Below are 26324 nucleotides of genomic sequence, written 5' to 3'. Positions count from 1 at the left end.
CGTCGAACGCGCGGTGTCGTGACCGAATGGCCCGACGCGCCGGCCAGGGCGCTGGCCACCGCGCCGTGCGGACTCGTCTCGCTCGCGACGACGTCGAAACATCGGCTCGCGCGATCTCGAGCGGGTGCGGCCCTACATCAGCGCCCATGCACCGCATCACGTGGGTCTCGTCGGCGATCGGCGCGGCGTGCGCCGCCATCGCGATCGTCCCTGCGTCCACCTCCGGGCAGTCGCGTCGCGAGCAAGAGGAGGCTCCGGCGATCGTCGTCGTGATGCGCGGGCTGCGCAACGACCGCGGCGTCGCGAGCGCGGGCCTCTACGGCTCGCAGTCGACGTGGACGCACTCCGGGCGCGAGGTCGCGACGTGCAACGGGCCGGTCGTCGATCGTGTCTCGCGCTGTCGCCTCGAGAACGTCCCGCCCGGTCGCTACGCGATCGGCGTGATGCACGACGAGGACAACGACGGGCACTTCGACACCGGCTTCCTCGGCATCCCGTCGGAGGGCTACGGCTTCTCCCGCGATGCGCGCGGCACGCTCGGCCCGCCCTCGTTCGACTCGGCGTCGTTCGAGTACGTCGGCGGCGTGCTCACGGTGCCGGTCACGATGCGCTACGGCATCTGAGGCACGCGGGCGGGGCCCCGCTCGAGCGCGCCGAGGCGGCCGTCCCCGTCGAGCTCGTAGCTGCGCCCGCGCCAGACGATCGTCTTCGTGAAGCGCGCGCGCGCGAACCACCACGGGACCATCGCGAGGCACGCGAACGGTGCCCACCACAGCGAGCGCGGCAGCGGTGCGCCGCCTTGGCGACGCCGCAGCAGCTCGAGCGAGACCACCACCGACAGGCTCGTCGTCGCGAAGAGCGCGAGCGCCGCGACGTCGCGGACCGCGATCGACACGAGCGCGCCCGCGATCCCGAGCAAGTACGACGCGACCCACACCGCCGCGGGCACCGAGTACGGCCAGAACGGGATCCCGGTGCGCGCGAACACCATCCATCGCAGCGCCGTGCCGCCGAGATCACCGGCGGGCATGCCCTCCTGGACGATCGCGATCGGGCTACGCGACAGCACGTTGCGGTAGCCCGCCGCGGCGAGGCGCGCGCCGATGTTCATGTCGTCGACGAGCTGTCCGTAGCTGCCCTCGAGCCCGCCACACGCGTCGAGCGCGCTGCGGCGCACCACCATCGTCTGGCCCATCACGAACGGCAGCATCCGGATCTTCCGGCTCGCGAGCGCAGCCTGGGGCCCGTAGATGCCGTCGAGCATGAGGCCATAGCCGACGTCGCCGAGGGTTCGCGGGGCGCGGGTGCCGATCGCGCGCGCGAACGCCGCGCCGACGTCGGGCGACGCGATGACGATGCTCGCGAGATCTTCGAGCACACCTTCGCTCGGGCGGGTGTCGGAGTCCGCGAAGCACACGAGCGGCGTGCGAGCACGCGCGGCGCGGAGCCCCGCGATCATCGCGTGCAGCTTGCCGGTGCGACCGGGCGGAGGCGGGCCCGCGATCACGATGCGCGCGCTCGAGCCCTCGGCGTGGATCGCGCGCTCGAGCACCGGCAGCGCGGCCTCCTGCGCGTCGTCGACGACGAAGATCGTCTCGAGCTCCGCGGAGTAGCGGACGCGCAGCGCGGCGCGTGCGTTCTCCTCGAGGCCTGGATCGAGCCCGCGCACCGGGCGGATCACGGTCATGGGCTCGAGCGACACGCGCGGCGGAACGTCCGCATCGAGCGCGTCGAGCGCGCCCGAGAGGATCGTGAACATGAGGGCCGACGCGAGCAGGCTGGCGATGGCGATGGCGATCAGCATCGGATCTCCGCGCGGTCTCTGCACGTGCGGAGCCATCCCTGCTCGGGATGGTGTGTCGTCGTGCGACGTCACTCGCGCTCGTCCGATCCGGGTCTACACCGAGCGTGATGCCTTCGAGCGCGAGCGAGCGAGAGCGTGCGCTGCGACGCCGCCTCGGCATCCCCGACGACGCGCGGCACGTGCTCGTCCTCGGCGAGAGCAGCCACTGGGATCCCAACTGGCTGTTCACGTCGGAGGAGTACTACGAGCGCCGGATCGAGCGGATCCTCGACGAGGTCCTGCGCGAGCTCGTGCACGAGCCGAGGCGCGTCTACTCGCTCGAAGCGATCTTCTTCCTGAGGCTCTATTGGGATAGGCGTCCCGACCAGCGCGATCTCTTGCGCCAGCTGGTCGCGGAGCGGCGACTCCAGCTCACGGGGACCGGCATCACGACACCGGACACGGTGATCCCTGCGACGGAGTCGATCCTCCGCGATTACCTGCTCGGCCAAGAGTGGCTGCGAGCGCACGGATTCGAGGTGGAGCCGCGGCTCGCGTATCTGCCCGACGATTTCGGGTGCTCGCCCGCGCTGCCCGCGATGCTCGCCGCGCTCGGGTTCGATCGCACCGCGCTCACGCGGATCGACGGGATGTACTTCGTGGGCGCGGATCTGCGACTCCCCTCCTCGTATCCGCTGCGAGGATCGAGCGCGCACCTGCTGGAGAAGGAGCTGCGCACGCAGGACTTCGTGTGGCGCGCGCCCGACGGATCCGAGGTGCTCTGTCACTGGAACGCATTCACGTATTTCCAGGGCGACATGCTCGCGCACCTCGGCGTGATCCGATGGATGGGAATGACGCTCGGGGTGCCGTGGCGGACGGGACGTCACATCGCGTCGCGCATCGCCGGGCTGGTGAGGCAGCTCGCGCCTCTGTCGCGGACTCCCTATCTGTTCTGTCCGATCGGCTGCGACTTCAATGGTCCCATCGAGCACCTCGTCGAGCTGCTCGATCGTCACGATCGAACGCACTTCGGCGAGACCGGCACGTGGGTCGTGAGCGCGGGAATGGACGACTATCTCGATCTCGTCGACTGCCATCGAGATCGACTGCCGGTGCTCGAGCTCGATCCGAACCCGTACTGGATGGGGTTCTATGCATCGCGCCCGAACGTGAAGCGGCTGTCGAACCGCATCGCGCGCAAGCTCGTGCTGGCGGAGAAGCTCTCGTTCGATCCCGATCGAGATCCTGCGCCGCGCGATGCCGCTCTGGGCGAGGCGTGGAATCTCGTCGCACTGACGAATCACCACGATCTCGTCACCGGCACCTCGCCCGAGCGCGTCTATCTGCGCGAGCAGCTGCCCTGGCTCCGGCGCGCCGAGTCGCTGGCGGACGGACTGCTCGCACGTGCGCGGATCGACGTGCCCGAGACGCGGCAACGCACCCCGGCGACGCTCGAGTGGCAGCTCCGCGATGGCGTGCTCGACGTGCGCACCGAGCACTATTCGGCGCGGGTCAGCGAGGCCTCGGGCGGTTGTCTCACGAGCTATCGAGACGGCACCGGAGAGCGCCTGTCGGGCTTCGGCAACGATCTCGTCGCGTATGCGGACTCCGGCGGTCTGTGGCGCATGGGACACGAGTATCTCGGCGGGCGATTCCGCGAGATCGAGCGCACCAGCGATCGTCCGGCGCGCATCGAGGTGCGCGAGGCGGAGGGCGTGCTCGAGGTGAAGGTGCGATCGCGCCTGTGCGGCGAGGAGGTCGTGCGCTGGATGTGGCTCGGCGGGGGCTCGCCGATCGTGCGACTGCACGTCGACGGCACCGCGGCCGGGCACCGCACGATCACGTGTCGCTTCCCGATGAGGTCGTCGGCGCGGACGCTCGCGATGAACGTGCCTGGAGGCGTGGTGACGCGCCCGTTGCAGAAGCTCTACGACCCGACGTTCTGGCCCGCGCGCTCGTTCGCGCACCTCGAGGATCCTTCGGGCTTCGGGCTCGCGGTGTTCCTCGGAGGGCCCGCATGCGTGGGGCTCTCGCGGCCCGGCGTCGTGGAGTGGGTGGTGCTGCGCCACGCGCCGCTCGAGAAGGCGTTCGGCGTCATCCCGCTGCCGGCCCATCCGGCGTCGGGCATCGGCACGGCCGAGGACGGAGTCGAGTACGCGGTGTGGCTCACCGGCGCGGGCGATCATCGCGCGCACCACCTGCCGCGTGAGGTGCGGCGATCGCTGCGCGCAGGGCTCACGGCGCCGAGCTCGATCGATCTCGATGCGATCGCGAGCGAGGTGATCACGACCGATCACGTCGACGTGCTGGTCAGCGCCATCAAGGTCGCGAGCCGCGGCGAGGGCCATGTCGTGCGGCTGCGCAGCTATCGCCCCGGTGAGCGGCTCGACGTGCGCGTTCGCTGCGCGCGACGGGCGATCCGCGAGGCCCGCCGGTGCGACGCGCGGGAGCGCGACCTCGCGCCGCTCGTCGTGGAGGACGGCGCGGCGCGGGTCGCGGTGGATCGTGCGATCACCAGCGTGCGAGTCCTCTTCTAGAAGACGCCGAAGAGCTGGATGCCGATCTGCTGCTCGTCGACCATCGGCGCGATCGTCGCCGATGCGCCGTCGATGCCCACGGTGTCGGCCACGTCGAAGTGGAGCAGCCACGGCACGAGCCATCCCGAGAGCGCGCCCACGAGCGCGCCGACGAGCACGTCGCTCGCGTAGTGCTTGTCGGCGGCGATGCGCAGCAGGCCGACGCTCGTCGCGAGCGCGAGACCGGTCGCGCACATCACGGCATCGCCCTCCTGGCCGAAGAGCCCGATCTCCGAGTGCTGCACGCACATCAGCGCGGCGCTCGTGAACGCGAGCGACGTGTGGCCGCTGAAGAAGCTCGCGTTGGGATCGGGCGGCGACTCGCAGAGCGGATCGCTGCTCTGGCGCTCGGGATCTTCACGACACGCGCGCGCGTTCGGACGCTCGCGGCCCACGAGCTTCTTGAAGATCGTGGTGAGGCCGAACGAGACCGCGTGGGCCTGGAGGTTCATCAGGAGCATGCGGCCCATCAGCTCGGGATCGCCGCGCACGAGCCCCGCCATGAGCACCGCGTCGACGAGGACGGGCGCGAGCACCAGCGTGCCCACCAGCGCATCGGAGGCGGTCGACGCGAGCTGGCGATCGCTCGGCGAGCGCAGATGGAACGCGTCGCGGACCGCGTCGTCGAACAGGATCCCGCCACGCCACTGCGGGGTCTCGTGCTCGGGGGTCGGGAGGAACGTCGCGGCGAGGACACCGGCGCTGACGACACTGGAGACCGTGGCCTCGACGACGCCGAGCTCGCGCATCGGAGGCCGCGTGGCCTCCTCGACCGACGGCAGCGGCGGAGCGACGGCGCTCGGCGCGGGCTCGTCCGCGTGGGCGCGGAGCGGGAACGACGAAAGAACGACGATCGAACAAAGCACCCAACTGCGGCGCACCACGACTCCTCTCGACTCGAGACGACTCCTCTCCGGGAGACGCGGCCGAGGGTAGTGGAAACACGACGGAGCAACGGCGGAGATCGTCCCATTCGCAAGGCCCCCAGCCGGTCGACGGCGCGTGTAGGCCCTGCCCGTCCGGTCGTCTGCGCGATGTGGGTCCCATCCACGAGGCGTGACGTGATGCACCCGATGTGCGGTCGAGCTGCGCGTTCGGCCTCGGTCGTCGCCGCGCCCGCGTCGCCGACCGGGCGCGCCTCCGCTGGCAAGCGCGTTGCTGACTTCGGGCTGCAGTGCACCGGACAGCCTCGAACGGCCTCGGCGCTCCACGTCCGCAGCGGGCACGCGCGGTGGTGTCGCTCGCGCTCGGAGCGCTGCTCGCGCTGTCGTCGCCGGTGAGCGGCGCGCGGGCCGACGGGCCTCCCGACATCGGGCCCGAGGTCGCGCCGCCCGAGGCGCTGACCGAGGTGGTCGCCGAGGAGTCCCACGAGGACGACGACGAGGAAGAGGAGGACGACGACGAGGGCGATCACGAGGCACCGCGGGGCACACGCCCGCCGGATCGCCCCGTGCCCGATTACGACGGGCTCCCCGAGCGAGGCGACGACGCGGGGGACGTGTTCCTGTGGACCGCGCGCGTGCTGACGAGCCCGCTCTATCTCGTCTCGGAGTACGTGCTGCGACGCCCGATCGGATGGGCGCTCACCGAGCTCGAGCGGCACAAGATCATCGAGCGTCTCGTCAGCTTCTTCCGGTTCGGTCCGAACAACGAGATCACGCTGATGCCGACGTTCCTCTACGAGTTCGGGTTCCAACCGAGCATCGGCATCTACGGGTCGTGGGACGACTTCCTCTTCGACCACAACCACATCTCGATCCACGGCGTGTACGGCGGCAACGACTGGCTGAGCGGCACGATCGCGGATCGCATCGAGGTCGCCCAGGACTCGTACGTCGGCGCGCGGTTCCTCGCGCGCGAGCGACCCGACTACGTGTTCGGCGGCATCGGCCCCAACGCGACCGATGGCCCGCGCGCTCGATATGGCGCGGTCCGATACGAGCCGGTGCTCTGGAGCTCGGTTCGATACTGGCAGAGCAGCGACCTCCAATTCGAGATGCGCTATCGGAGCATCGAGTTCTTCGACAACTCGTGGGGCGACGATCCGTCGGTGCTCGAGCGTCAGATGGAGACGGGGCAATTGGTGCCCTACGGATATCTGACCGGGTACGAGACGGTCTCGACCGAGATGATCGTCGATCTCGACACGCGCACACCGCGCGCACCGCCCGAGGGAGGCGCGCGCATCGCGGCGCACGCGGGCATCCACGGCGCGTTCGGTGGGCTCCCCGAGCTCGATCGCTGGGTGAGCTGGGGCGGGAGCGGCACGCTCGCGGCGGACGTGCTCGGCGGCCATCGCGTGATCGGCATCACCGGCGAGGCGCACCTGATCTCGCCGCTCGACGACTCGAACGTCCCGTTCACCGAGCTGGTCGAGCTGGGTGGCAGTCGAGGGCTCCTCCCCGGATATCGCGCCGGTGACATCCAGGGCTACAGCGCCGTCGGTCTGTTGATGCACTACGAGTGGCCGATCTGGGCGTTCCTCGATTCACGTCTGTACTTCGGCACTGCGAATGCGTTCGGGCGCTACTTCGAGGACTTCGACGTCGAGCTGTTGCGGCTCACGTTCGGGCTCGAGCTGAAGCCGCGCTTTCCCGTCATCGAGGCGCCCTTCACGTTCAATTTCGGGTTCGCGACCGAGACGTTCGAGCGCGGGGCGAACATCGACTCGTTCCGCATCGAGATCGGAGCGAGGGATGCGCTCTAGGACCCCCATGCTCGCCAGGTCGTTCGGGCGCGTCGCGCTCGCCGCGCTCGCGCTCTCCGGCTGCGCCACCACGCACACGCATCGCTTTCCGCTGCGTGATCCGATGTGGATCGACGACGATCGCATCGTCTTCGGGCCGAAGCCCGAGGAGCAGTACAACTCGTGGATCTGGGACGGTGTCGACAACACCACGTTCCGGCAGCTCGCGGAGCTCTGGGAGTACGAAGAGACGCGCGAGGCGATCAACGTCAATTCGGTCGACGAGGTGCCGAGCTCGAGCTGGTTCGAGAACCGGATCGGACTGCGACCGGTGTCGCTCGAGGAGCTCTCGCAGGGCGCGTGCGGGGAGCAGGAGATCCCGCCGACGCCGTGGACGATCGTCGAGCACAAGGCGCAGGGCACGACGCCGGGATTCGTGATCGAGGTCGAGGGACAGCGATATCTGTTCAAGACGGATATCCGCGTCCCCGAGCTCACGACTGCGGCGGACTCGATCGCGACGCGCATCTTCCACGCAGTGGGCTATTCGACGCCGTGCAATCGAGTCGTGACGTTCACCCCCGACGTGTTCGAGATCGCGCCGGGCACGATGCGGAACGGTCACAGCGATCAGCCGATGACCCAGGCCGATCTCGACGAGGTCATGGGCGCGGCGCTGCGCATGCCCGATGGCCGGCTGCGCGGGAGCCTGAGCCGCTACGTCGACGGCGACGTGCTCGGCGGCTGGCGCTTCGACGGGCGTCGCGACGACGATCCCAACGACGTCGTCGAGCACCAGCACCGGCGCGAGATACGCGGCATGTACGTGCTCTCCGCGTGGCTCAATCACATCGACTCGCGCGCGGAGAACAACTTCGACGCATGGGTCGCGGCCGGTGACGACGAGTCACGCGGATACGTGCGGCACTACATCCTCGACGTCGGTGACTCGTTCGGGCTGATCTGGGAGCGCTCCGACGAGCTGACGCGCCGATTCGGACACTCGCACTACGCCGATCTCGAGCACATCGGCGTCGATCTGCTGACGCTGGGCCTGCTCGAGCGACCCTATCGAGAAGATGCGTCGGACAGGCCGCATCCCGTCTTCACGTATTACAACGTCGAGGACTTCCATCCCGACGACTGGCGCAATGGATATCCGAACCCCGGGTTCGAGCGGCGCACCGAGCGGGACATGGCGTGGATGGCGCGCATCATCAGCCAGTTCCACGACGAGCAGCTGCGCGCGTTGATCGCGACCGGGATGTTCTCGGAGCCGAGCGTCGCGCGCGATCTCGAGCGCATCCTGCGCGGGCGGCAGCGAAAGATCCTCGAGCGCTACCTGACGCGCCTGTCGCCGCTGGCGTTCCCGCAGGTCGTGGCCGAGGGCGAGCGCTCGTGGCTGTGCATGCGCGATCTCGCGGTGGAGTCGGAGATCCGCGACGCGTGGGATCGCCGACACCGCGCGAGCGCGTGGCTCGACTGGCCGTACGGCGGTCCCGCGGTGGAGGTCGAGCAGCGACGCACCGACGAGCACGTGTGCGCGCTCCTGCCCGATCTCGACGTGACGCCCGTGGGAGCGCCGCGGCCGCCGCCGTACCTCGTGATCGACGTGGTCGCGTCCACGCCGGGCCGCGAGACGACGGGCGCAGCGAGCGTCCATCTCTATCAGACGGGGCCGAACGAGTATCGGATCGTCGGGCTGCGGCGCCTCGATCCCCAGTGATCGTCAGGTGAAGCCGCCCTCGACGACGACCGTCGGCTCCATCACGACCTCGGCCGTCGTGCTGTTCGCGATGAAGCAGTACTTGTGCGCCTTCTCGAACATCACGCGCGCCTTCTCGGCGTCGCTGCCGGGCGCGATCGTGATCGTCGGCGCGAGGAGGACGCGGGTCACGCGCGTGACGCCCTCGACGGCCTCGATGCGCACCGAGACGTTGTCCTCGTAGCGCCGCACGTCGATCTTCACCTTCTTCGCGAGCGCGAGGAACGTGAGCATGTGACACGTCGCGAGCGACGCGCCGAAGAGATCCTCGGGGTTCCAGCGCGTGTCGTCACCGAGGTAGGCGCCGCCCGCGCTCACCGGGATGTCGGGCTTCTGCCCGGTGCTCGCGACCGCGTTGCGTGTGTGCTCGGCGGGACCCGCGGTGGTGCCCTGCCACGTGAGCTTGAGCGGAAAATCGTGCATCGCGCTCCCACTCTGGAGCGGAGACACGACGAGCGTCAACGATCATCGGACGATCCGATGGGAGCCATCGACACGATCGAGGGAGGCAGGAATTCTTAGGAAATAGACAAGATTCCCTGCACTGACGGACTGACGCGCTCCGAGCCAATCACTCGGCGTCGCGTGCGAGCGACGGCATCGCACGACGCCGAGAGAGGGAAACATGGACGAGCACGTTCGCATCTTCGTGATGGCGGTCCTCGCAGCGATGGCGATCGGTGGGTGTCGCAACGACGACGCGCCGGACACGCCGCGGAGCGCGGTGCCGGCGGAGCTCGCGGGCGAGTGGTTCACCGGAACGCTGTCGACGATCCAGTACTACGAGCGATATCGCCGTTGGTCGTGAGGGCCGAGGCCGCGCGCGGGAGGGTGAACGCCGCGCTTGTTCTGGGCTGAGAGCGCGAGATGTCGCGAGCCCGCGTTGCGGTGGGTTCGAAGGCGTCAGGCCACTTCGGGCTCGGTGATCTCGAGGGTGCGCCACTTGCCGCTGCGGAATCGGACGTAGAGCAGGAGCGCGAGCAGGGCGAGATAGGCCGTCAGGCACAGCATCGCGGCGACGTCGCCGCCCTCGAGAGCTCGCACGCCGAGCCAGCTGCCGGGGACGAACACCAGCCATGCGAGGACGAGGCGCGCGCCCAGCGGCCACACCGTGTCGCCGGCGGCGCGCAGGGTCTCGGCGAGCACCGTCGCTGCCGCGTCGAAGAGCTGCCAGCACGTCGAGAGCATCAGCATGCGCACGCCGACCTCGACGAGCGCGTCGCGCGACGCGGGATCGCTCGCGAACGGCGCGAAGATCAGCGCGGGCACCAGGAGGTACACGAGGCCGACGAGGCCCTGCCACGTCGCGGTGGTGCCGAACGTCATGCGCACGATGCGTGGCACGTCGTCGCGATCGTCGCGGCCGATCGACTGGCCGACGAGGATCGCGCCCGAGCTGCCGAGCGCGAACGCGGGCATGAACGAGACCGCGTTGATCTGCATGACCGCCATCAGCGCGGCGAGCACCTCGGTGCCGAGGCCCGCGACGACGACGTTGACGAAGAGGTTGAACGCGAAGAACTCGAAGAACCAGTTGAGCCCCGAGGGCAGGCCGAAGCGCAGCGTGCGCGCGAATTCGTCGGGGCGCGGGCGCGAGAGCGCGCCTTCGCGGAGGAAGTACGCGAGCAAGCCGGCGAACGCGATCACCGTCGCGATCGAGCTCGCGATCGCGGCGCCCTCGACGCCGAGCGCGGGCGCGCCGAGATGGCCGTCGATCAGCACCCAGTTGGAGCCGACGTTCAGCAGCATCAGCACCACGTTCGCGATCATCGGGACGCGCGTGCGGCCGACGCCGCCGTAGTACGCGCCGAGCGCTTCGATGCCGATCGCCGCGCCCGCGGAGAGCAGGCGATAGACGAGATAGCCCGACATCGCGTGGCGCACGTCGGTCTCGTACGAGAAGAGCGAGAGCACGGGATCGATCGCGGGCACCGCGAGCATCGCGACGATCTGGGTGACGAGCGCGATCGCCAGGCCGTAGAGCGCGAAGCGACGCGCGCCGCCGACGTCGCCCTTGCCGAAGAGCTGCGACGCGAAGCTCTGCACGATGAAGACGCAGCCCATCGGCAGGATGAGCACGAGGAACGCGTTGTTCGCGCCGGCGGTGGTCGCGGCGAGCGCGCCCGCGCCGAGGTGCGCGACCATCAGCGCGTCGGCGAGGCCGACGATGGTCTGGGTCGCGCGCGAGACGACGAGGGGCCACGCGAGGACGAGCAGATCGCGCAGTGTGGGTCGCACGGACCGCGCACCTTGGGGCCGCTCTCGGCCGACCGCAACGGCTACGCGGCGGCCTGCAGCGCGAGATCGATCGCGGCGCCGATCGTGATCGCGACCAGCGCGATGCGGCTCGCGAGCAAGGTCGGACGCCCGGCGTCCGCGGCGTCGGGATACTCGCTCGCGTGCAGGCCTCTCACCACGAGCGTGATGATCACCGCCGCGATCCACGCGTAGAGCGCGGGCGCGAGGCCGAGGCACGCGCCGAGCGCGACGACGAGCCCGATGCCACCGCCCGCGAGGATGCGCGTGCCGGAGAGCACGAGCGCGGCGAAGCCGGAGAGCACGAGCCCACCGATCGTCGCGCGGACCCGACCGTCGACGACGGCGAGCGCGAAGCCGAGCGCGATCGGTGGGAGCGAGAGCGAGCTCGGGATGGTGCGGGTGCGCCCTTCGTGCGCCGCGGCCGCGGCGGCGATCGTGATCGCCACCACGGCGCGGATCAGGTCGTAAACGTCGAGCGCACCCGGCACCGGGTCAGAGACTATCGATGTACTGCGCGAGACGGTAGAGGTCGGTCGCGTTCCACGCCGTCCCGCCCGACGGCATCCGCACGCCGGAGCCCCCGACGGTGAGATGGCTGCCGTTCAGCTTGTGCCAGAGGTAGCTCTGCAGGTGATCGCCCGCGGTGATGCGCGACATCGTCGGCAGCTCCATCGACGGGACACCGATGGTCGCTGCCGTGAAGTCACTGCCGACCGCGAAATCGCCGTTCGCGCCGTGGCACGACGCGCACTGCGTCTCGAAGCGAGCCTGCAGCTCGGCCTGCGTGAACGCCGCGCACGAGTTCGCCGCGCCCGGCGTGGGCACCGCTGCGATCGGGAACGAACGCCCGTCGCGGCGCGCCGCGCCACAGCGCTGGACCGAGTGCGTGTTGAGCGAGCCGCCGCCGGCTTCGTTCGCGTTCACCGCCTGCGGTCCGGTGCCGAAGAGCGCGGCGATCACCGACGCGTCGCCGGTCGCGTTGGCGGCGTAGGCGAGCGCGTCGATCACGAGCAGCGACGACGAGCTCGCCGCGGTGCCGTTCGCGATGGCCGAGTTCGACTGCACGATCGCCAGCGCGTCCGGGCCGTTCTGGATCGAGTTGCCCGCGATCACGACGTCGGGGTCGACGGCAGTGTTGCCAGCCACCAGGTAGCCCGCCGCGTCGGTCGTGGTGAGCGCGACGGAGAGGTACGAGGGGTCGTTCGTGTCGCCGCCGTTGAAGAACACCAAGTGATAGCCGCCGAGATCGACCGGCGCGGCGACGCCGGTCGTGACCTCGACGAACTCGGCGGTGTCGGTGCTGGCCTGATCGCTGTCGACCTCGTTGATCACGAGGTGCACGACGGTGACGTTCTCGGTGTCGCTGCCGTTCGGCGCGGTCACGGTGAGCGCGCGGCCGGTGCCGATCGGCGTCGTGTCGACGACGCGGATCACGACGCTCGTGTCGCTCGTCGACTCGACCATCTGCATCACGCCGTCGATCGACACGTCGGTGAGCGTCCCGAGCGCGGTGCCGGTGATCGTGATGCGCGCGCCGTGGGCGAGCGCGGCGTGGCTCACGCTCGTGATCGAGGGCGCTGCGATCGATGCCGTCACGGTGAGCGCGCCGGCCTGATCGAGCTCGTAGCCGTCGGAGGAGCCCTCGACGTCTCCGTCGCAGTAGACCCACGTCGCGCCGCCGTCGCTGCTGAAGCGATACGCGTAGTCCCACGTGCCCGCCGGCGCGGCGAGGTCGGCCTGGTACTCGTCGTTGTTCGGCGTGCTGCCGCCGGTCCAGCCGGGGTTCGCGGTCGCGCTGGTCCACGTCCAGCTCGCGGTGCTCGGCTGCGTGCCGTCCGGGCCGTAGCCGACGGCGGCGAGCAAGCGGGGATCGGTGTCGGTGCTGGTCGAGCCATCGGTGAGGCTCTGCACGTAGACGTGGCCGTAGACCGTCACGCTGCCGCCCTCGGCGTACGTCGCGGTGGGCGGCCACTGCAGCTTGCACCAGCCGACGCTGGGCAGCGCGCACTGGAACGTCTCGGTGCACGACTCGCCGCTCGGGCACGCGCCGCACGTGTAGTCGGTGCCGCAGCCGTTCGACGCAGTGCCGCACGTGCGGCCCGCGCACGCGACGTCCTGCGGGACCGGCGCGCACTCGCACACGCCGGTCGTCGTGTTGCACGCCTCACTGCCGTCGCAGGTGCCGCAGACGTAGTTGGTGCCGCAGCCGTTCGGCGCCGTCCCGCACTCGCGCGCGCCGCACGCCGCTTCCTGCGTCACCGGCACGCACCCGCACACGCCGGTCGTCTCGTTGCAGGTCTCGCCGCTCTCGCAGGTGCCGCAGTCGTAGTTGGTCCCGCAGCCGTTCGGCGCGGTCCCGCACTCGCGCGTCCCGCACGCCACTTCCTGCGTCACCGGCACGCAGTCGCACATGCCGGTCGTCGTGTTGCAGGTCTCACCGCTGCCGCAGGTGCCGCAGTCGTAGTTGGTCCCGCAGCCGTTCGGCGCGGTCCCGCACTCGCGCGCGCCGCACGCGACCTCCTGCGTCACCGGCACGCACTCGCACGTGCCGCTCGCGTTGCAGGTCTCACCGCCGTCGCAGGTGCCGCAGTCGTAGTTGGTCCCGCAGCCGTTCGGCGCGGCTCCGCACTCGCGCGTCCCGCACGCCGCTTCCTGCGTCTGCGGGACGCACGTGCACACGTTGTCGACGCAGGTGTCGGGCGCCGCGCAGCCGCCGCAGTCCGCGGTGCCACCGCAGCCGTCGTCGATCGTGCCGCACGCCTCGACGTCGCACTCGATCGGCGTGCAGCCGTCGGGCATGCCGCCGTCCTCCATCACGCTCGCGTCGTCGTCGACCTGCGCGTCGTCCTCGACCTGCGCGTCGTCCTCGACCTGCGCGTCGTCGCTGCCGGCATCGACCGGCGTCGACGCGTCACGACCGGCGTCGCCACGGCCCGCGTCGCGCCCCGCGTCGGCGACGTCCATCACATCGTCGTCGCCGCAACCTGGGACCACGACGAACGTCGCGAGCACGACCGACATCCACACGAATCGAGACGACCACCGCATGCGCTTGCTCCCCTGAAGCATCCGGGAATCCGGAAGCGGACGACCGTAGCAGGGAACCGCTCATGACGGACACCTGTCGTGTGACTGTGCGGTGGAAACGCGGGCTCGAAATCAGCGCACGCCGCACACGATGTCGGCGCACTCGTCCTCGAACGCGCAGATGCCGCACTCGGCGTGGCAGCAGATCTCGCCGCCGCGGCAGCGGTTGGGCCCGCAGCGCGGTCCAGGCCCGGCGTCGCCGCGCACGCCCGCATCGCGCCCGCCCGCATCGAGCGTGCTCGCGTCGGCGTCGGCGATCATCGCGTCGAGCTCCTCGTCCCCGCGCCGATGGCTCTCGGCGCACGCAGCGACGAAGAGCGCGAGCGCGATCACGAGCGCGCGAATCACTCGTCCCTCCGCCCGAGCCAGAGATAGCCGCGACCACCGTCGGGCGCGCTCGTCGCCGCGAGCACGAGATCGTCGATGCCGTCGCCGTTCACGTCGGAGCCCGACGCGATCGAGCGCCCGATCGAGTCGTAGCCGCGCCGCGTGTCGGGCTCGTTCTCCGCGTGCCAGTCCTGCCCGAGGAACGCGGTCGCCTCGGAGAGCGGATGTCCGCCGCTCGCCCGCGCGAGCGCACCGCGGAAGAGGTACGCCGCACCGCGCGACACGCCTTCGGGCCCGTAGCCGGGATCGGCATAGAAGAAGTCGGGGTGGCCGTCGTCGTCGACGTCGCCCGCGGGCAGCACCTGTCGCGCTGCGGTCCCGCTCGCGCGCGTGTCCTCGCCGCGATCGATCCACGTGTCGGCCTCGCTCGGGACGATCGACTCGGGCCACTCGGGGCGGCCCCAGAGCACGAATCCGTCGCGCGCGCCCTCGTCGGCGGTCGCGCCGAGATCGTCGATCCCGTCGCCGTCGAGATCGCCGAGCCCGCGCACCACGCTGGCGTCGATGCGCGTGCCGATGCTCGCCACGTCGACGTCGCCCGCGAAGCGCTCGGCACGCCCGAGCACGAGCCACGTCGTCGCGATCACCGCGCCGAGCTCGTCCTCCTCGCGCACCAGGAAGTCCCCGCGTCCGTCGCCGTTCACGTCGCCCGCGGCCTGCGCGATGCCGAAGCGCGTCGCGCCTTCGCTCGTGATCGCGGCGCTCGCATCGTCCTCGCTGCGACGATCGGGCTCGCCATCGGCGCCGTAGTACACGTAGAGACGGCCGCGCGGATCCTCGGCGCTGGGCCACTGCGTCGCGCCGACCGCGAAGTCGTCGCGCCCGTCGCCGTCGACGTCGCCGAGCCCTGCGACCTGATCGAAGTGCGTCGATCCGTTCTCGCGCAGGAGGAGGCCCACGTCGCGCACGTCGTGGGTGCCGCGCAGGCGCGGTCCGCCGAGGATCACGAACGCGTTGCCCTGCACGTCGTCGATCGACGTGCCCACGCCGACGACGAGATCGGCGAGCCCGTCGCCGTTCACGTCGCCCGCCGCGTCGACCGACATGCGCAGCCCGTTGACGTGCCAGCTCAGCAGCTCCGCGTCGGTGCGAAGCGTTCCGTCGGCGCCGAGCGTGGTGGAGCCGTAGATGATGCGGATCGCGAGCTGCGAGAAGCCGGGGCACCCCATGTGGCAGGGCACGATGTCGGGCGGGTTCGGGAGCTCGCCCCACACGACGAGATCGCCGATGCCGTCGCCGTCGAGATCGCCGGGCATCGTCACCGCGCTCATGAACTCGTTCCAGCCCTCGGCGTCGAACGTCGCGTCCGCGTCTCCCACGTCGCGGCGCTGACCGGGGCGGAACGGCGCGTCGGGCGCGGTGTCGTCGACGCTGGGGTCGCGCACCGCGGTCACGCGGTTGAGCTCCTCGAGGCTCGGCCCGCCGTCACATCCGGCGAAGGGCGCGGCGAGCGCGGCCGCGGCGAAGAAGAAGCGAAGCAGATCGACGGCTCTCATGGCGAGAAGGGTTGCCCTTTCCCGTCCTCTGGCGGACGTTGACGGCTCGACGCACCGGGCTCGCGCTTCGGCTCGATCTTTTTTCGCGTGAGCCGTTCTCGTCCGCTCGAGCGTCGGACCCACGATGCGAGCGTCGCACACCCCTCGAGCTCCGGCGGAGCGTCGCACGTCCGACGGCGGCGCGGTCGTGACGCCGCTCCCCTCGCGCGGCGGAGACGACGCGGCGCTGGTCGCGCGGGCGATCGCCGGAGATCGATGGGCCGGTGAGGCGCTCTATCGTCGTCACGCGCCCGACGTGATCCGCGTCGCCACGCTGCTGCTCGGGCGCACCGCCGAGGTCGACGACGTGGTGCAGGACGCGTTCGTGAAGGCGCTGCGCAGCCTCGCGACGCTGCGCGATCCCGCGTCGTTCGGCGCGTGGGTGGCGCGCATCGCGGCGAACCTCGCCCGTTCGAGGTTGCGACGACGAGGGTTGTTGAAGCGACTGGGGCTCGATCGGGGAGACGAAGAGGTGAGCTTCGATCAGCTCGCGTCGGACTCGGTGGGCCCCGAGGAGCGCGCGGAGCTCGCGCGCATCTCGAACGTGCTGCGCGCGATGCCGGCCGATGCGCGCATCGCGTGGACGCTGCGGCGGGTCGAGGGCTGGCCGCTGCAGGAGATCGCGGACGCGGTGGGCGCGTCGCTCGCGACGGTGAAGCGGCGGATCGTGGCGGCGGACGAGGAGATCCAGGCGCGCATCGGCGCGTCGATCTCGAGGGGGGACGAGGCATGAGCGAGCGCAAGACGCAGCTCGGCGAGACGCTCGAGGTGCCGGTCGACGAGGCGCGGCTCGCGCGAGGGTGGCGCGCGATCGCGGATCGCACGTACGCGCAGGACACGACGCGACGACGGCGCGCGATCGCAGGCGGTGTGGTGCTCGCAGCGGCGGCGGCGGTGCTCGTCGTGATGATCCCGCGCGAGGTCTCGCCGTCGCGACCCGGGCCGCTCGCGACGCAGGGCGCGCCGATCGACGAGGCGATGCGCGCGGCGGGCGTGACCGGTGCGTCGGTCGCGCTGGACGACGGATCGGTGATCGCGATCGCGCCCGGTGCATCGCTCGAGCCGCTCGAGAACTCGGGAGAGCGGTTCTCGCTGCTCCTGCGCGAGGGGCGCGCGCGCTTCGACGTGCGTCCCGGCGGGCCGAGGCGCTGGACGATCGAGGCGGGCGTGGTGACCGTCGAGGTCGTGGGGACGTCGTTCGAGGTCGATCGCGCGGAAGACGGAGTGCGGGTGCAGGTCGCGCGCGGCCGGGTGCTGGTGCGCGGCGAGTCGGTGCCCGATCGGGTGCGCTCGCTGGGCGCGGGCGAGTCGATCCACGTCGCGACGGCGGCGCCGGTGCGCGAGGTCGAAGCGACGCCGGCGGAGCCGGAGCCCGAGGTCGCGGCGGCCGAGCCGGCGCAGCGCCGCGTGCCGCGCGTGCCGGTCGAGGACATCGATACCCTGCTCGAGCGAGCCGACGAAGCGCGTCGCGCCGGGCGCATCGACGAAGCGCTCGAGCACCTCGCGATCGCGGCGCAGCGCGAGGGTGATCGCCGCGCGGCGATCGCGAGCCTGACGCGCGGGCGGCTCTTGCTCGATCACGGGCGCGCCGCGGAAGCGGTGGTCGATCTGCGCCGTGCGATCGCGGCCGGGCTCCCTCCCGCGCTCGAAGAGACCGCGAAGGCGCGTCTCGTCGATGCGCTCGCGCGCAGCGGCGATCGCGAAGGCGCGCTGCGCGCGGCCGAAGAGTATCTGCGCGCATATCCGAACGGCGCGTGGCGCGCGTCGGTGTCGCGCGCGATCGGCCCGTGATGACGCGGTGGATCGCGGCGGTGATCGCGAGCGCGATCACCTGCACGGCCTCGAGCGTGTCGGCGCGCGAGGTGAGCGTGCGGGTCGAGGGATGCGCCGGCGCGGAGGGCGCGGTGGCAGGCGCGCTCGCGCTCGAGCTCGGCGCGTCGTGGCAGCTGGTGCCCGAGGGCGCGGCGCCGCTGCGCGTCGAGGTGGTGATCGCGGACTGCGAGGCCGAGGTGTGGTCGGCGCGCGTGCTCGATGGCGAGGGCGCGACCCTGCGTGGGCCCGCGGAGCTCGCGATGGCGGGCTTTCCCTCGTCGAGCCGGGCGCGCATCGCGGCGCTGTGGATCGCGGAGTGGCTCGCGACGATCGAAGGGCGCGTCGAGGAGCCGGCGCCGGTCGTCGTCACCACCGAGCCCGTGCCCGCGCCCGCGCCCGCGCCTGCGCCCGCGCCGGCGCCCGCGGTGATCGAGGCCGCGCCCGAGCCTCCGCTGCGCGTTCGTTTCGTCGGGCTCGCGTCGTTCCGTCAGGTGCCCGACACGCCGGCGACGCTCGGCGGGCTCGATCTCGCGCTGCAGGTCGCGCGCGGCGGCACCCTCGGGCTCGGCGCCGAGATCGGCGCGGGCATCGAGGGCGGGACGCAGTGGCACTACGACATGCTCGTCGTGCGCGGCACGCTGAGCGCGTTCGTGCTCTTCGGCGGCGACGACTGGCTCGAGATCGACGTCGGTGCGCGCGCCACGCTCGAGCAGCTCGTCTCGTACACGCGCGGTGCGTTCAACGAGATCCTCTCGGGCACGCTGCACGGCTACCTCGGGGGCTTCGTGCGCTCGCTGGTGTTCGTCGTGCCGGCGACGCTCGCGATCGCCGTCGATCTCGAGCTCGGCGGCGCGCTCACGCCGGTCTCGTACTTCGTCGATCAGCCCCCGGGCTACGAATTCCCGAGCGACTACGACGAGCTGCTCGGCGGCTTCTTCTTCGGCGCGCGCGCCGGCGTCGTCATCCAGTGATCGCGAATCGTCGCAGCGGCCTCGCGCGCCAGATGCGCTCGACCTCGAAGAGCGGCGCGAACGCGATGAAGCTCAGCGGGTACACGAACCCGATCGCCATCAGCGCGAGCACGCCGACGTGGAAGCCCCACATGCCGATCGCCCACGCGCGTCCGATGCGCGGATGCAGCGCGAGCGGCGCGCCGAGCTCGAGCGCGAGGCTGCCCCACGCGAGCAACGAGAAGAGCCCGACGTAGGGCACCAGCACCGCGCCGAGCGGCGAGTACGCCGAGCCGAGCTCGATCTTGCGCACGTTGTCGAACGCCACGAAGTTGCGCAGCGTCTCGCCCATCGCGAAGTCGAGCCCGTTGTTCCGCAGCTTCGCGATCCCCGCGAGCAGATAGGTCGCCGCCGCGACCGCGACCATCAACCGCGGCGCCCAGCCGTAGCGCGGGTGATCGGCGACCGGCGCGCGACCACGCGCGTCGATCGAGAACGCGTCCGACGCGGGCGCGAGCGCGAGCACGATCACGTGCATCACGAAGAGGTTGTCGGTGTGGAGGATCTTCCCCCAGCTGTTCGAGTACGTGAGCACCCAGAGCAGCAGCGCGGCGTGCAGCGGCGCGAGCACGCGATGCCGCACGCCGAGCACGAACGCGATGCTGGTCGGGATCAGCAACGCGACGAGCGCGCGATAGAGCCAGGGCAGCGTGGGCGCCGGCGCGAGCGACACGATGCCGACTGGCGCGAAGCGTCCGAGATCGTCGAGCGCGTAGCTCAGCAAGTGCGGCAGCCGCACCAGCAGGTAGACGAGCCCGTAGCCGCCGACGAGCACGCGCAGCGTCGCGAGGCGCAGCGCCGGAGTCTGCGGAAACCACGTCATCGCGGCACCCGACACGACACGTGCACGTCGCGCGCGAGCGGCTCGGTGCGGTCCTCCTCGAAGTACGCGACGACGTCGAACGTGTCGGTCGCGATCTCGACGCCCACCACGTGATCGAGCCCATCGTCGGCCGCGACGCGCGCCGCGATCTCCTCGCACTGCGCGCGCGCCCGGCCTCCACGCACCGCGTGCTGCAGCGTCGCCATCGACTGCAGCACCTCGCGGTTCGCCGCGCTGATCATCGGCGGCAGCGGCGTGCGCGCGCCCGCGTCGTCGAGCCCGAGCGCGTGCACCATCACCAGCTCGCGCGGCCGTGCGTGCGAGAACATCGGGTACGTGCTGAGCGGGAACGAGTCCTCGTCGGGATGACGCAGGAGCGGCGAGAGCGTCGCGCCGAGCACGACGATCGAGAGCACGATCACGAACGCGCGCTCGCGCGGATCCACGCGATCAGATGCCCGACGAGGGCGGGACGCACGCGCGCAGCGTCTGCGGCTCGACGAACTCGACGCTCGACGAGCAGTTCGCCTCGACGTCGACCGAGCGGCGCAGGTTGCACTCCGGCTTGTTCGCGCAGAGCCGGAAGCAGTAGTTGCGGCCGTCGTCGTGGGCGACGCACGCCGAGCCCTCGGGGCAGTCGATGTCCGCGGTGCAGTCCGCGATGCCGCAGTAGCCCCCGGCGAACTGGGTCAGGCACGCGAGCACCGGGCACGGCTCGACGTCGCACTCGATCACCGGACAGTCGGCGTCGACGGTGCACTCGGCGGCGACACCGACGCGGTCGGCTTCGGTGTCGTCGTTTCCACAGGCGACGAGCGAGAGCGCGACGAGGCACAGGAACGGAGCGAGATGGGCACGCATGGCGCGCGAGGATGCACCAAGCGAGCGCGCGGGCGCAGCTTCGTGATGCAGCGTGTGGGACTCGCGCGCCTCTCGTGAGCGCGCGACGCACGTGAGGATCGGCGCACGAAACGACGGGCAGAACGACTACAATCCTCCGCTGTGGATCTCTCACTGGCGCCTGGCCATCTGCTGCGCGGCAGGTTCGAGATCACGGGCGTGCTCGGCCGCGGCGGCATGGGCATCGTCTACGAGGCCCACGATCGCGAGCAGGGCACGGTCGTCGCGCTGAAGGTCATGCGCGACGCGCCGAGCGCGCAGAGCGTCTATCACTTCAAGCGCGAGTTCCGCACGCTCGCGGACCTGCGCCATCCGAACCTCGTGCGCCTCGGCGAGCTCTTCGGCGAAGCCGGCGAGTGGTTCTTCACGATGGAGCGCGTGCACGGCGTCGACCTGCTGACGTGGGTCCGCGGCCGCCACACGTCGCGCTCGCGCCCGCCGAGCACGCCCTCGGCCGACGACACGCTGCGCATCGAGCTCGACTCGTCGCAGTCGCCGCTCGCCGACGACGCACGACCGAGCGCGACCCGCTCGATCGATCCGCTCGCGCGCACCACGGCGCGGCCGCCGAGCGGCTACGACGAGCACCGACTCCGGCACTCGCTCGGTCAGCTCGCGTCGGGCGTCGCCGCGCTGCACGCCGCAGGGCACGTGCACCGCGACCTCAAGCCGTCGAACGTGCTCGTCACGCCCGAGGGCCGCGTCGTGCTGATCGACTTCGGCATCGCGCGCCCGCACCTCGGTGGCTCGACCGCGACGCGACGCGCGATCGAGGGCACGGTCGTGTACATGGCGCCCGAGCAGGCGACCGGCGAAGCGGTCGGCCCGGCGGCGGACTGGTACTCGATCGGCGCGATGCTCTTCGAGGCGATCACCGGCGTCGTGCCCTTCGACGGCCCACCGGTGCGCGTGCTCGCCCGCAAGGCCGAGGAGGCGCCGCCGTGGCCCTCGGCGATGGTGCCCTGCCCCGCCGATCTCGACGCGCTCGTCGTCGAGATGCTCGCGCCCGATCCCGCCGAGCGCCCCGAGCTCGCGTCGATCCTGCGGGTGGCGGGGACCCCGGTCACCGAAGCGGTGCTGCGCGAGCCCGCGGCGTCGGTGCCGTTCGTCGGTCGCGACAGCGAGCTGCGCGTGCTGCGCACCGCGTTCGATCAACATCGCCGGCGCGGAAGACCGATCGTGCTGCGCGTCGTCGGCGAGTCGGGCGTCGGCAAGAGCGCGCTGGTGCGGCGCTTCCTCGAGGACGTGCAGCACGCGCACGCCGACGTCGTGCGGCTCACCGGGCGCTGCTACGCGAACGAGCTCGTGCCCTACAAGGCGTGGGACGGCGTGATCGACGCGCTCACGCGGCACCTGCGGCGGCTCGAGGAGACCCGCGGCACCGCGCAGGTGCGGTGGCTCGTGCCACCGAGCGTGCCCGCGCTGGTGCGCGTGTTCCCGGTGCTCGCGCGCGTCGAGAGCATCGCGGACCTCGTCGCGACCGACGGAGCGCCCGACACCCGCAACCCCGAGCGCATGCGCCGCGAGGCGTTCGACGCGTTCCGCGAGCTCCTGCGCAACCTCTCGCGCGAGGGGCCCATCGTCATCGCGATCGACGACTGGCACTGGGCCGATCGCGACAGCGATCTGCTCTTCGGCGATCTCGCGACGCACCCCGACTCGCCTCCGCTCGTGCTCGTGATCACCCAGCGCGGGCTGCCGACGAACGAGGCGCTGTCGACCGAGACGACCACGACCTTCCAGACCGCGCCCTCGTTCCAGTCGACCACGGTCGCGCTCGGACGACTGACCGAGAGCGAGACGCGCGCGCTGGCGGGCGAGCTCTCGCAGGCGGGCGCGGAGGCCGGCGCGCTCGACGAGATCGTGCGCGAGAGCGGCGGTCACCCGATGTTCCTGCATCAGCTGCTGCATCGGCTCGGCGATCGCGACGCCACGCTGCGCCTCGACGACGTGATCCGCGAGCGCGCGCGCTCCCTCGCCGACGATGCGCGCTCGGTGCTCGAGCTCGTGTGCGTCGCCGGCGTGCCGCTCTCGCGCGAGGTGATCGAGGCTGCCGCGGGGCTGCCGCGGGCGCGTTGTGCCACGGCCCTCGACGACCTCGTGGGCGCGCAGCTGCTGCGCGCGCGCGCCGAGGGAGGACGCCTCGAGCCCTGGCACGATCGCATCCGCGAGGCGGTCGAGGCCGGGCTCACCCAGCCGGCGAAGACGAGCGTGCACGCCGCGCTCGCCGATGCGCTCTCGCGCGTGGCGGGCGACGACGACAGCACGCTCGAGCTCGTGCGGCACCTCGCGGCCGCGGGGCACAGCGAGCGCGCGGCGCAGGCCGCGGAGGCCGCGGCGCGACGCGCCGAGCGCACGCTCGCGTTCGATCGCGCGGCCGAGCTCTATCGGTTCGCGCTCGAGCTCGGTCGTCACGACGGTCCACGCGAGCTCGGGCTGCGGCTCGCGCTCGCGGGCGCGCTCTCGAACGCAGGGCGCGGCGCGCTCGAGGCGGCACAGGGCTTCCTCGCCGCGGCGGACGCGACGACCGACGCCGGATGCGCGCTCGAGCTGCGCACCCGCGCGCTCGAGCAGCTCTCGATCAGCGGCCACGTCACCCAGGCGCTCGATCTGCTGCGACGCCTGTGTCGCGACGTGGGCGTCACGGTGCCGCGCTCGCGCATCGCCACGGCGATCGCGTATCTCTGGCACCGCACGCGGCTGCGCATGTTCGGCCTGCCCACGCACGTCGACGGCGCGGCGCCCGCGCGCTCCGCGGCCGAGCACCGTCTCTACATGACGGCGTTCATGCACCTGCCGATCCTCGACCCGCTGCTCGCGACGTGGCTCCACGCGCGCACGCTCGTGCTCGCGCTGCGCACCCGCGACCGCGCGATGCTCGGGCTCTGCTTGTGCCGCGAGGCGGGGATCTCGCTGACGTTCGACGCGTCGGGGATCGAGCACGCGATGCGCGCATCACAGCTCGCGCACCAGCTCTTCGAGGGCGACAGCGCGATCGAGCACCGCGCGTGGCTGCGGATCGGCGACGCGATCCGCTGTTATTTCTCGGGGCGATTCCAGGCGGCGATCGCGCTCTTCCGCGAAGGCGAGTCGATCTGGAGCGAGGAGCCGCAGCAGCGCGTCGCGAACGCGTCGCAGGTCGCCGTGTTCGTGCTCGGGTGCCAGCGCTACCTCGGACGCATCGATGCGCTGCGGCGCGAGCTGGTGCGACTGCGGCGCGACGCGGTGTGGCGCGGCAACGTGTATCTCGAGACGACGGCGACGCTCGCCGCGAACCTCGGTCCGTTGCTGCAGGACGGACCGGATGCGGCACGGCTCGAGCTCGATCGGGTGTCCGAGAGCGCGCTCGGTCGCTGGGGCGGCAACGACTGGTATCGGGTGCGCGCCGACGCCGAGATCGACCTGCATCGCGGCGCGGGCGTGCCCGAGCTGCGCGAGCACCTCGCGCGGCTCGCGCGGGTGCAGCGCACGTCGGTCGGCTGGGTGGTCACGTGGGGCGCCGAGATGCAGGCGCTCGAAGGGCGCTTGTGGCTCGCGTGCGCCGACCACGGCGACACCAGCGGGCTGCGGCGCGTCGCGAAGATCGCGCGCAAGCTGGGCAAACATCCGCTGCCCTACGGGCCGATCTGGGGCGGCCTGTTGGACGCGGCGGTGCGGCTGCGGCGCGGAGACTCGATCGGAGGGCGCGCGTCGCTCGAGGACTGCGCGGTGCAGGCGGACCTGCACGGATATTCGCTGTACGGCGCGGCGGCGCGGGCGCGGCTCGGCGAGCTGCGCGGGATGGTGTCGCCCGAGGCGCGCTCGTACTTCGTGGGCGAGGGCGTGACCGACGAGGACGGCGCGCTGCGCGTGGTCGCGCCGGGGTTCCGGATGCAGCCGCGGATGTTCGGGGGTGGAGAGACGCTGAAGCTCAAGGCGGGGTGAGCTCGCAGGCGCGCACCACGAACCAGCGCGCGCCGAGCGCGCCGTCGTAGAGATCGATGCACACGCGCTCGCCGACCTCGGTCGCGTCGTAGAGCGCGCGATTCACCCGCACTGACTCCTCGTCGCGCTCGCCCCACGCCGCGAGGCGCAGCTCCGGTCCTCCGCCCTGACCACGCGATACGTGCTTGTCGAGCACCTCGACCTGCGTCGTGGTCGCGGGCCCCGAGCTCAGCATCATGTTCGCGTGCGCGGGCACAGCCACGGCGTAGCCGATGAAGAGGAGCGCGAAGGGGAGCGGCTTCCACCAGCGCGCGCGGAGGGCGGGATCGAGGAGCACCACGAGGACAGTGGGACCGACCCAGCACGCCGTGGCCCAACCGATCAGCGCACCGACGTCCATCGTCGTGAAGTCGATGAGCGCGCGTAGCCCGAGGACCACGCTGGGCATCAGCATGGGGATGACGAGCCGTGCTCTCGGATCGTTCCGCCCATCGTCCAGCGAGTACCTCCCGCCTCCGGTCGCGAGCACGCCCATCGCGACGATGGGGAGGACCGCGAGGACCGCGAGAACGAGCGCGCGCGGGTACGGATGGAAGATCCCCCACGCGCCCGCGGCGAAGGTGGCGACGTCGATCACCCGCGCGATCCGACGCGCGCTCTGCATCGCGCGCATCGAGTCGACCTGGGTCGGACCGAGCGCGAGCAGCACCGCCTCGGCGCGCTCGTACTCCTCGCGCTCGAGGTGGCGCAGCGAGGCGAACCACGCTTCGAGCGTCGCGTCCGCCCCGAACAGCATGGAAATGCGCACCGGTTTGCCCTCGTGCCGCTCGAACACGAGCGTGGGCCCCGGGAGCAAACGAAAGCCCAGGATCTCGTCGCGGCGCACACGCACGGTCGCGCGGCCGAGACGCACGAACGCGATCGCATCGGCGTGCAGCACGACGTGGTCGTGCCAGAGCGTGACGAGCCCCCACGCGCTGAGCCCGGTGAAGAAGACGCAGAACGCCACCATCGCGGCCTCGAGCGGAACGGACGCTGGGCCCGTGAGGATCGCGGCGATCGGAAGGCCGATCCCCATCACGCCGCCGGCCGCGAAGATGGTGCCGTACCACAAGCGCTGGCGAGTGGATGGGCGATAGACCCTGGGCCACGTCGCGCTCGGCTGGTGCATGGAGGGTCAAACGTCGCACGAATCCGAGGATTCCTTCACGGCCATCCGCGCACGATCACCACGCCGAGCAGCACCAGCACCATCGCGAGCACGACGTTCAGTCGTCCCAGCATCGACGCTCTCCGGCGCATCCGCTCGGCCTCGCGCGATCCCGGATCCTCACGCACTGCGCGTGTCGCGCGCGGACCGTGCACGAAGTCGTGCACCGCGCTGATCACCAACACGATCGCGAACACCCCGATCTTCAGCGCGATCGCGCTGCCCACCGGCGACGCGAGCCACGTCGGATCCACCAGGTCCCCGAGCTCCACGCCGCGCATCGCGAGCTGGAAGATCCCCGTCACCAGCAGCACCACGAAGCACGCCCAACCGACGTTGCGGAAGCGCGTGCCCGTCTGCTGCAAGAACGCCGCGCCCTTCGCCCGATCGCCCTGCCGCATCCACGGCACCACCACCAGCACCAGGAAGAACATCCCGCCGATCCAGGTGATCGCCGCGAGGATGTGGAGCCAGACCGAGACGACGTAGAGCGCGTGCACGAGCCGATCACCTACGCGCGCACCGTCACCGCACCACCATCGCGCTTGACGAACTGACCGAAAA

The 26324-nt window shown here is 71.3% G+C and carries 22 protein-coding genes; 9 read left to right on the top strand and 13 right to left on the bottom strand.

The features are described 5' to 3' along the window. Nucleotides 1–146 precede the first annotated feature (146 nt). The gene (locus tag I5071_RS37925) at nucleotides 147–623 is read left to right on the top strand and encodes a DUF2141 domain-containing protein (RefSeq protein WP_236518259.1); all 477 of its coding nucleotides are present in this window, start codon (nucleotides 147–149) and stop codon (nucleotides 621–623) included. On the opposite strand, the gene I5071_RS37920 is transcribed toward I5071_RS37925, so the two are convergent. Continuing rightward, nucleotides 611–1804: a glycosyltransferase gene (locus tag I5071_RS37920; protein ID WP_236518258.1), complete on the bottom strand. Its 1194-nt coding sequence runs from the start codon at nucleotides 1802–1804 to the stop codon at nucleotides 611–613. The genes I5071_RS37925 and I5071_RS37920 overlap by 13 nt on opposite strands. A 107-nt stretch (nucleotides 1805–1911) precedes the next feature. On the opposite strand from I5071_RS37920, the gene I5071_RS37915 reads away from it, so the two are divergent. Beyond that, nucleotides 1912–4323, top strand: coding sequence for a hypothetical protein (locus tag I5071_RS37915; RefSeq protein WP_236518257.1), 2412 nt, complete (start codon nucleotides 1912–1914; stop codon nucleotides 4321–4323). On the opposite strand, the gene I5071_RS37910 is transcribed toward I5071_RS37915, so the two are convergent. Continuing rightward, nucleotides 4320–5243: a phosphatase PAP2 family protein gene (locus I5071_RS37910; protein ID WP_236518256.1), complete on the bottom strand. Its 924-nt coding sequence runs from the start codon at nucleotides 5241–5243 to the stop codon at nucleotides 4320–4322. The genes I5071_RS37915 and I5071_RS37910 overlap by 4 nt on opposite strands. Nucleotides 5244–5596: 353 nt before the next feature. On the opposite strand from I5071_RS37910, the gene I5071_RS37905 reads away from it, so the two are divergent. Beyond that, nucleotides 5597–7069, top strand: coding sequence for a hypothetical protein (locus I5071_RS37905; protein WP_236518255.1), 1473 nt, complete (start codon nucleotides 5597–5599; stop codon nucleotides 7067–7069). A gap of 7 nt (nucleotides 7070–7076) precedes the next feature. After that, nucleotides 7077–8774, top strand: a complete 1698-nt coding sequence (locus I5071_RS37900; protein WP_236518254.1) for a hypothetical protein — start codon at nucleotides 7077–7079, stop codon at nucleotides 8772–8774. A gap of 3 nt (nucleotides 8775–8777) precedes the next feature. Here the strand turns inward: I5071_RS37900 and I5071_RS37895 are convergent, their stop codons facing one another. Beyond that, nucleotides 8778–9236, bottom strand: a complete 459-nt coding sequence (locus I5071_RS37895; protein ID WP_236518253.1) for an OsmC family protein — start codon at nucleotides 9234–9236, stop codon at nucleotides 8778–8780. Between the two features lie 202 nt (nucleotides 9237–9438). Here I5071_RS37895 and I5071_RS37890 point away from each other — a divergent pair, with 202 nt between their 5' ends. Further along, nucleotides 9439–9621, top strand: a complete 183-nt coding sequence (locus I5071_RS37890) for a hypothetical protein (RefSeq protein WP_236518252.1) — start codon at nucleotides 9439–9441, stop codon at nucleotides 9619–9621. Between the two features lie 95 nt (nucleotides 9622–9716). Here the strand turns inward: I5071_RS37890 and I5071_RS37885 are convergent, their stop codons facing one another. The 5 genes from I5071_RS37885 to I5071_RS37865 all read right to left on the bottom strand — a co-directional run bounded on the left by I5071_RS37885 (nucleotide 9717) and on the right by I5071_RS37865 (nucleotide 16042). Next, nucleotides 9717–11051, bottom strand: coding sequence for an MATE family efflux transporter (locus I5071_RS37885; protein ID WP_236518251.1), 1335 nt, complete (start codon nucleotides 11049–11051; stop codon nucleotides 9717–9719). A 41-nt stretch (nucleotides 11052–11092) separates the two neighbouring features. Next, nucleotides 11093–11560 (bottom strand): hypothetical protein, encoded by a 468-nt coding sequence (locus I5071_RS37880; protein WP_236518250.1) that lies wholly within the window; start codon nucleotides 11558–11560, stop codon nucleotides 11093–11095. A 4-nt stretch (nucleotides 11561–11564) separates the two neighbouring features. Beyond that, nucleotides 11565–14120, bottom strand: a complete 2556-nt coding sequence (locus I5071_RS37875; RefSeq protein WP_236518249.1) for a hypothetical protein — start codon at nucleotides 14118–14120, stop codon at nucleotides 11565–11567. A 111-nt stretch (nucleotides 14121–14231) separates the two neighbouring features. Beyond that, a complete protein-coding gene (locus tag I5071_RS37870) occupies nucleotides 14232–14507 on the bottom strand; it encodes a hypothetical protein (protein WP_236518248.1) in 276 nt (91 codons plus the stop codon). After that, nucleotides 14504–16042: an FG-GAP repeat protein gene (locus tag I5071_RS37865; protein ID WP_236518247.1), complete on the bottom strand. Its 1539-nt coding sequence runs from the start codon at nucleotides 16040–16042 to the stop codon at nucleotides 14504–14506. The genes I5071_RS37870 and I5071_RS37865 overlap by 4 nt, the downstream gene beginning before the upstream one ends. A 187-nt stretch (nucleotides 16043–16229) precedes the next feature. Between I5071_RS37865 and I5071_RS37860 the strand changes: the two genes are divergently transcribed. From I5071_RS37860 to I5071_RS37850, 3 genes are read left to right on the top strand one after another with little or no spacing between them, the layout of a single operon-like run. Then, nucleotides 16230–16814 (top strand): RNA polymerase sigma factor, encoded by a 585-nt coding sequence (locus tag I5071_RS37860; protein WP_236518246.1) that lies wholly within the window; start codon nucleotides 16230–16232, stop codon nucleotides 16812–16814. Then, a complete protein-coding gene (locus I5071_RS37855) occupies nucleotides 16811–17872 on the top strand; it encodes a FecR family protein (RefSeq protein WP_236518245.1) in 1062 nt (353 codons plus the stop codon). Before I5071_RS37860 ends, I5071_RS37855 begins: the two co-directional genes overlap by 4 nt. Beyond that, entirely contained in the window at nucleotides 17872–18864 is a 993-nt protein-coding gene (locus I5071_RS37850) for a hypothetical protein (RefSeq protein WP_236518244.1), read from the top strand. Before I5071_RS37855 ends, I5071_RS37850 begins: the two co-directional genes overlap by 1 nt. Here I5071_RS37850 and I5071_RS37845 read toward each other — a convergent pair. From I5071_RS37845 to I5071_RS37835, 3 genes are read right to left on the bottom strand one after another with little or no spacing between them, the layout of a single operon-like run. Further along, nucleotides 18854–19726, bottom strand: a complete 873-nt coding sequence (locus tag I5071_RS37845; RefSeq protein WP_236518243.1) for an HTTM domain-containing protein — start codon at nucleotides 19724–19726, stop codon at nucleotides 18854–18856. The two genes, I5071_RS37850 and I5071_RS37845, sit on opposite strands and share 11 nt — an antisense overlap. After that, nucleotides 19723–20172, bottom strand: coding sequence for a hypothetical protein (locus I5071_RS37840; RefSeq protein ID WP_236518242.1), 450 nt, complete (start codon nucleotides 20170–20172; stop codon nucleotides 19723–19725). The genes I5071_RS37845 and I5071_RS37840 overlap by 4 nt, the downstream gene beginning before the upstream one ends. Before the next feature lie 4 nt (nucleotides 20173–20176). Next, nucleotides 20177–20587: a hypothetical protein gene (locus I5071_RS37835; protein ID WP_236518241.1), complete on the bottom strand. Its 411-nt coding sequence runs from the start codon at nucleotides 20585–20587 to the stop codon at nucleotides 20177–20179. Nucleotides 20588–20728: 141 nt separating this feature from the next. Here I5071_RS37835 and I5071_RS37830 point away from each other — a divergent pair, with 141 nt between their 5' ends. After that, complete coding sequence (locus tag I5071_RS37830) at nucleotides 20729–24550, top strand: serine/threonine-protein kinase PknK (protein WP_236518240.1); 3822 nt, start codon at nucleotides 20729–20731, stop codon at nucleotides 24548–24550. Here I5071_RS37830 and I5071_RS37825 read toward each other — a convergent pair. Both I5071_RS37825 and I5071_RS37820 read right to left on the bottom strand, forming a co-directional pair. Further along, the gene (locus I5071_RS37825; RefSeq protein WP_236518239.1) at nucleotides 24537–25721 is read right to left on the bottom strand and encodes a hypothetical protein; all 1185 of its coding nucleotides are present in this window, start codon (nucleotides 25719–25721) and stop codon (nucleotides 24537–24539) included. The two genes, I5071_RS37830 and I5071_RS37825, sit on opposite strands and share 14 nt — an antisense overlap. A 35-nt stretch (nucleotides 25722–25756) precedes the next feature. Then, nucleotides 25757–26260 carry a DUF4149 domain-containing protein gene (locus tag I5071_RS37820; protein ID WP_236518238.1) on the bottom strand — a complete coding sequence of 168 codons (504 nt, stop codon included), beginning with the start codon at nucleotides 26258–26260 and terminating at the stop codon, nucleotides 25757–25759. Nucleotides 26261–26324 lie beyond the last annotated feature (64 nt).

This window comes from Sandaracinus amylolyticus, from assembly GCF_021631985.1.
Classification (GTDB): Bacteria; Myxococcota_A; Polyangia; order Polyangiales; family Sandaracinaceae; genus Sandaracinus; species Sandaracinus amylolyticus_A.
This window is presented reverse-complemented; position numbering and strand designations above follow the sequence as displayed.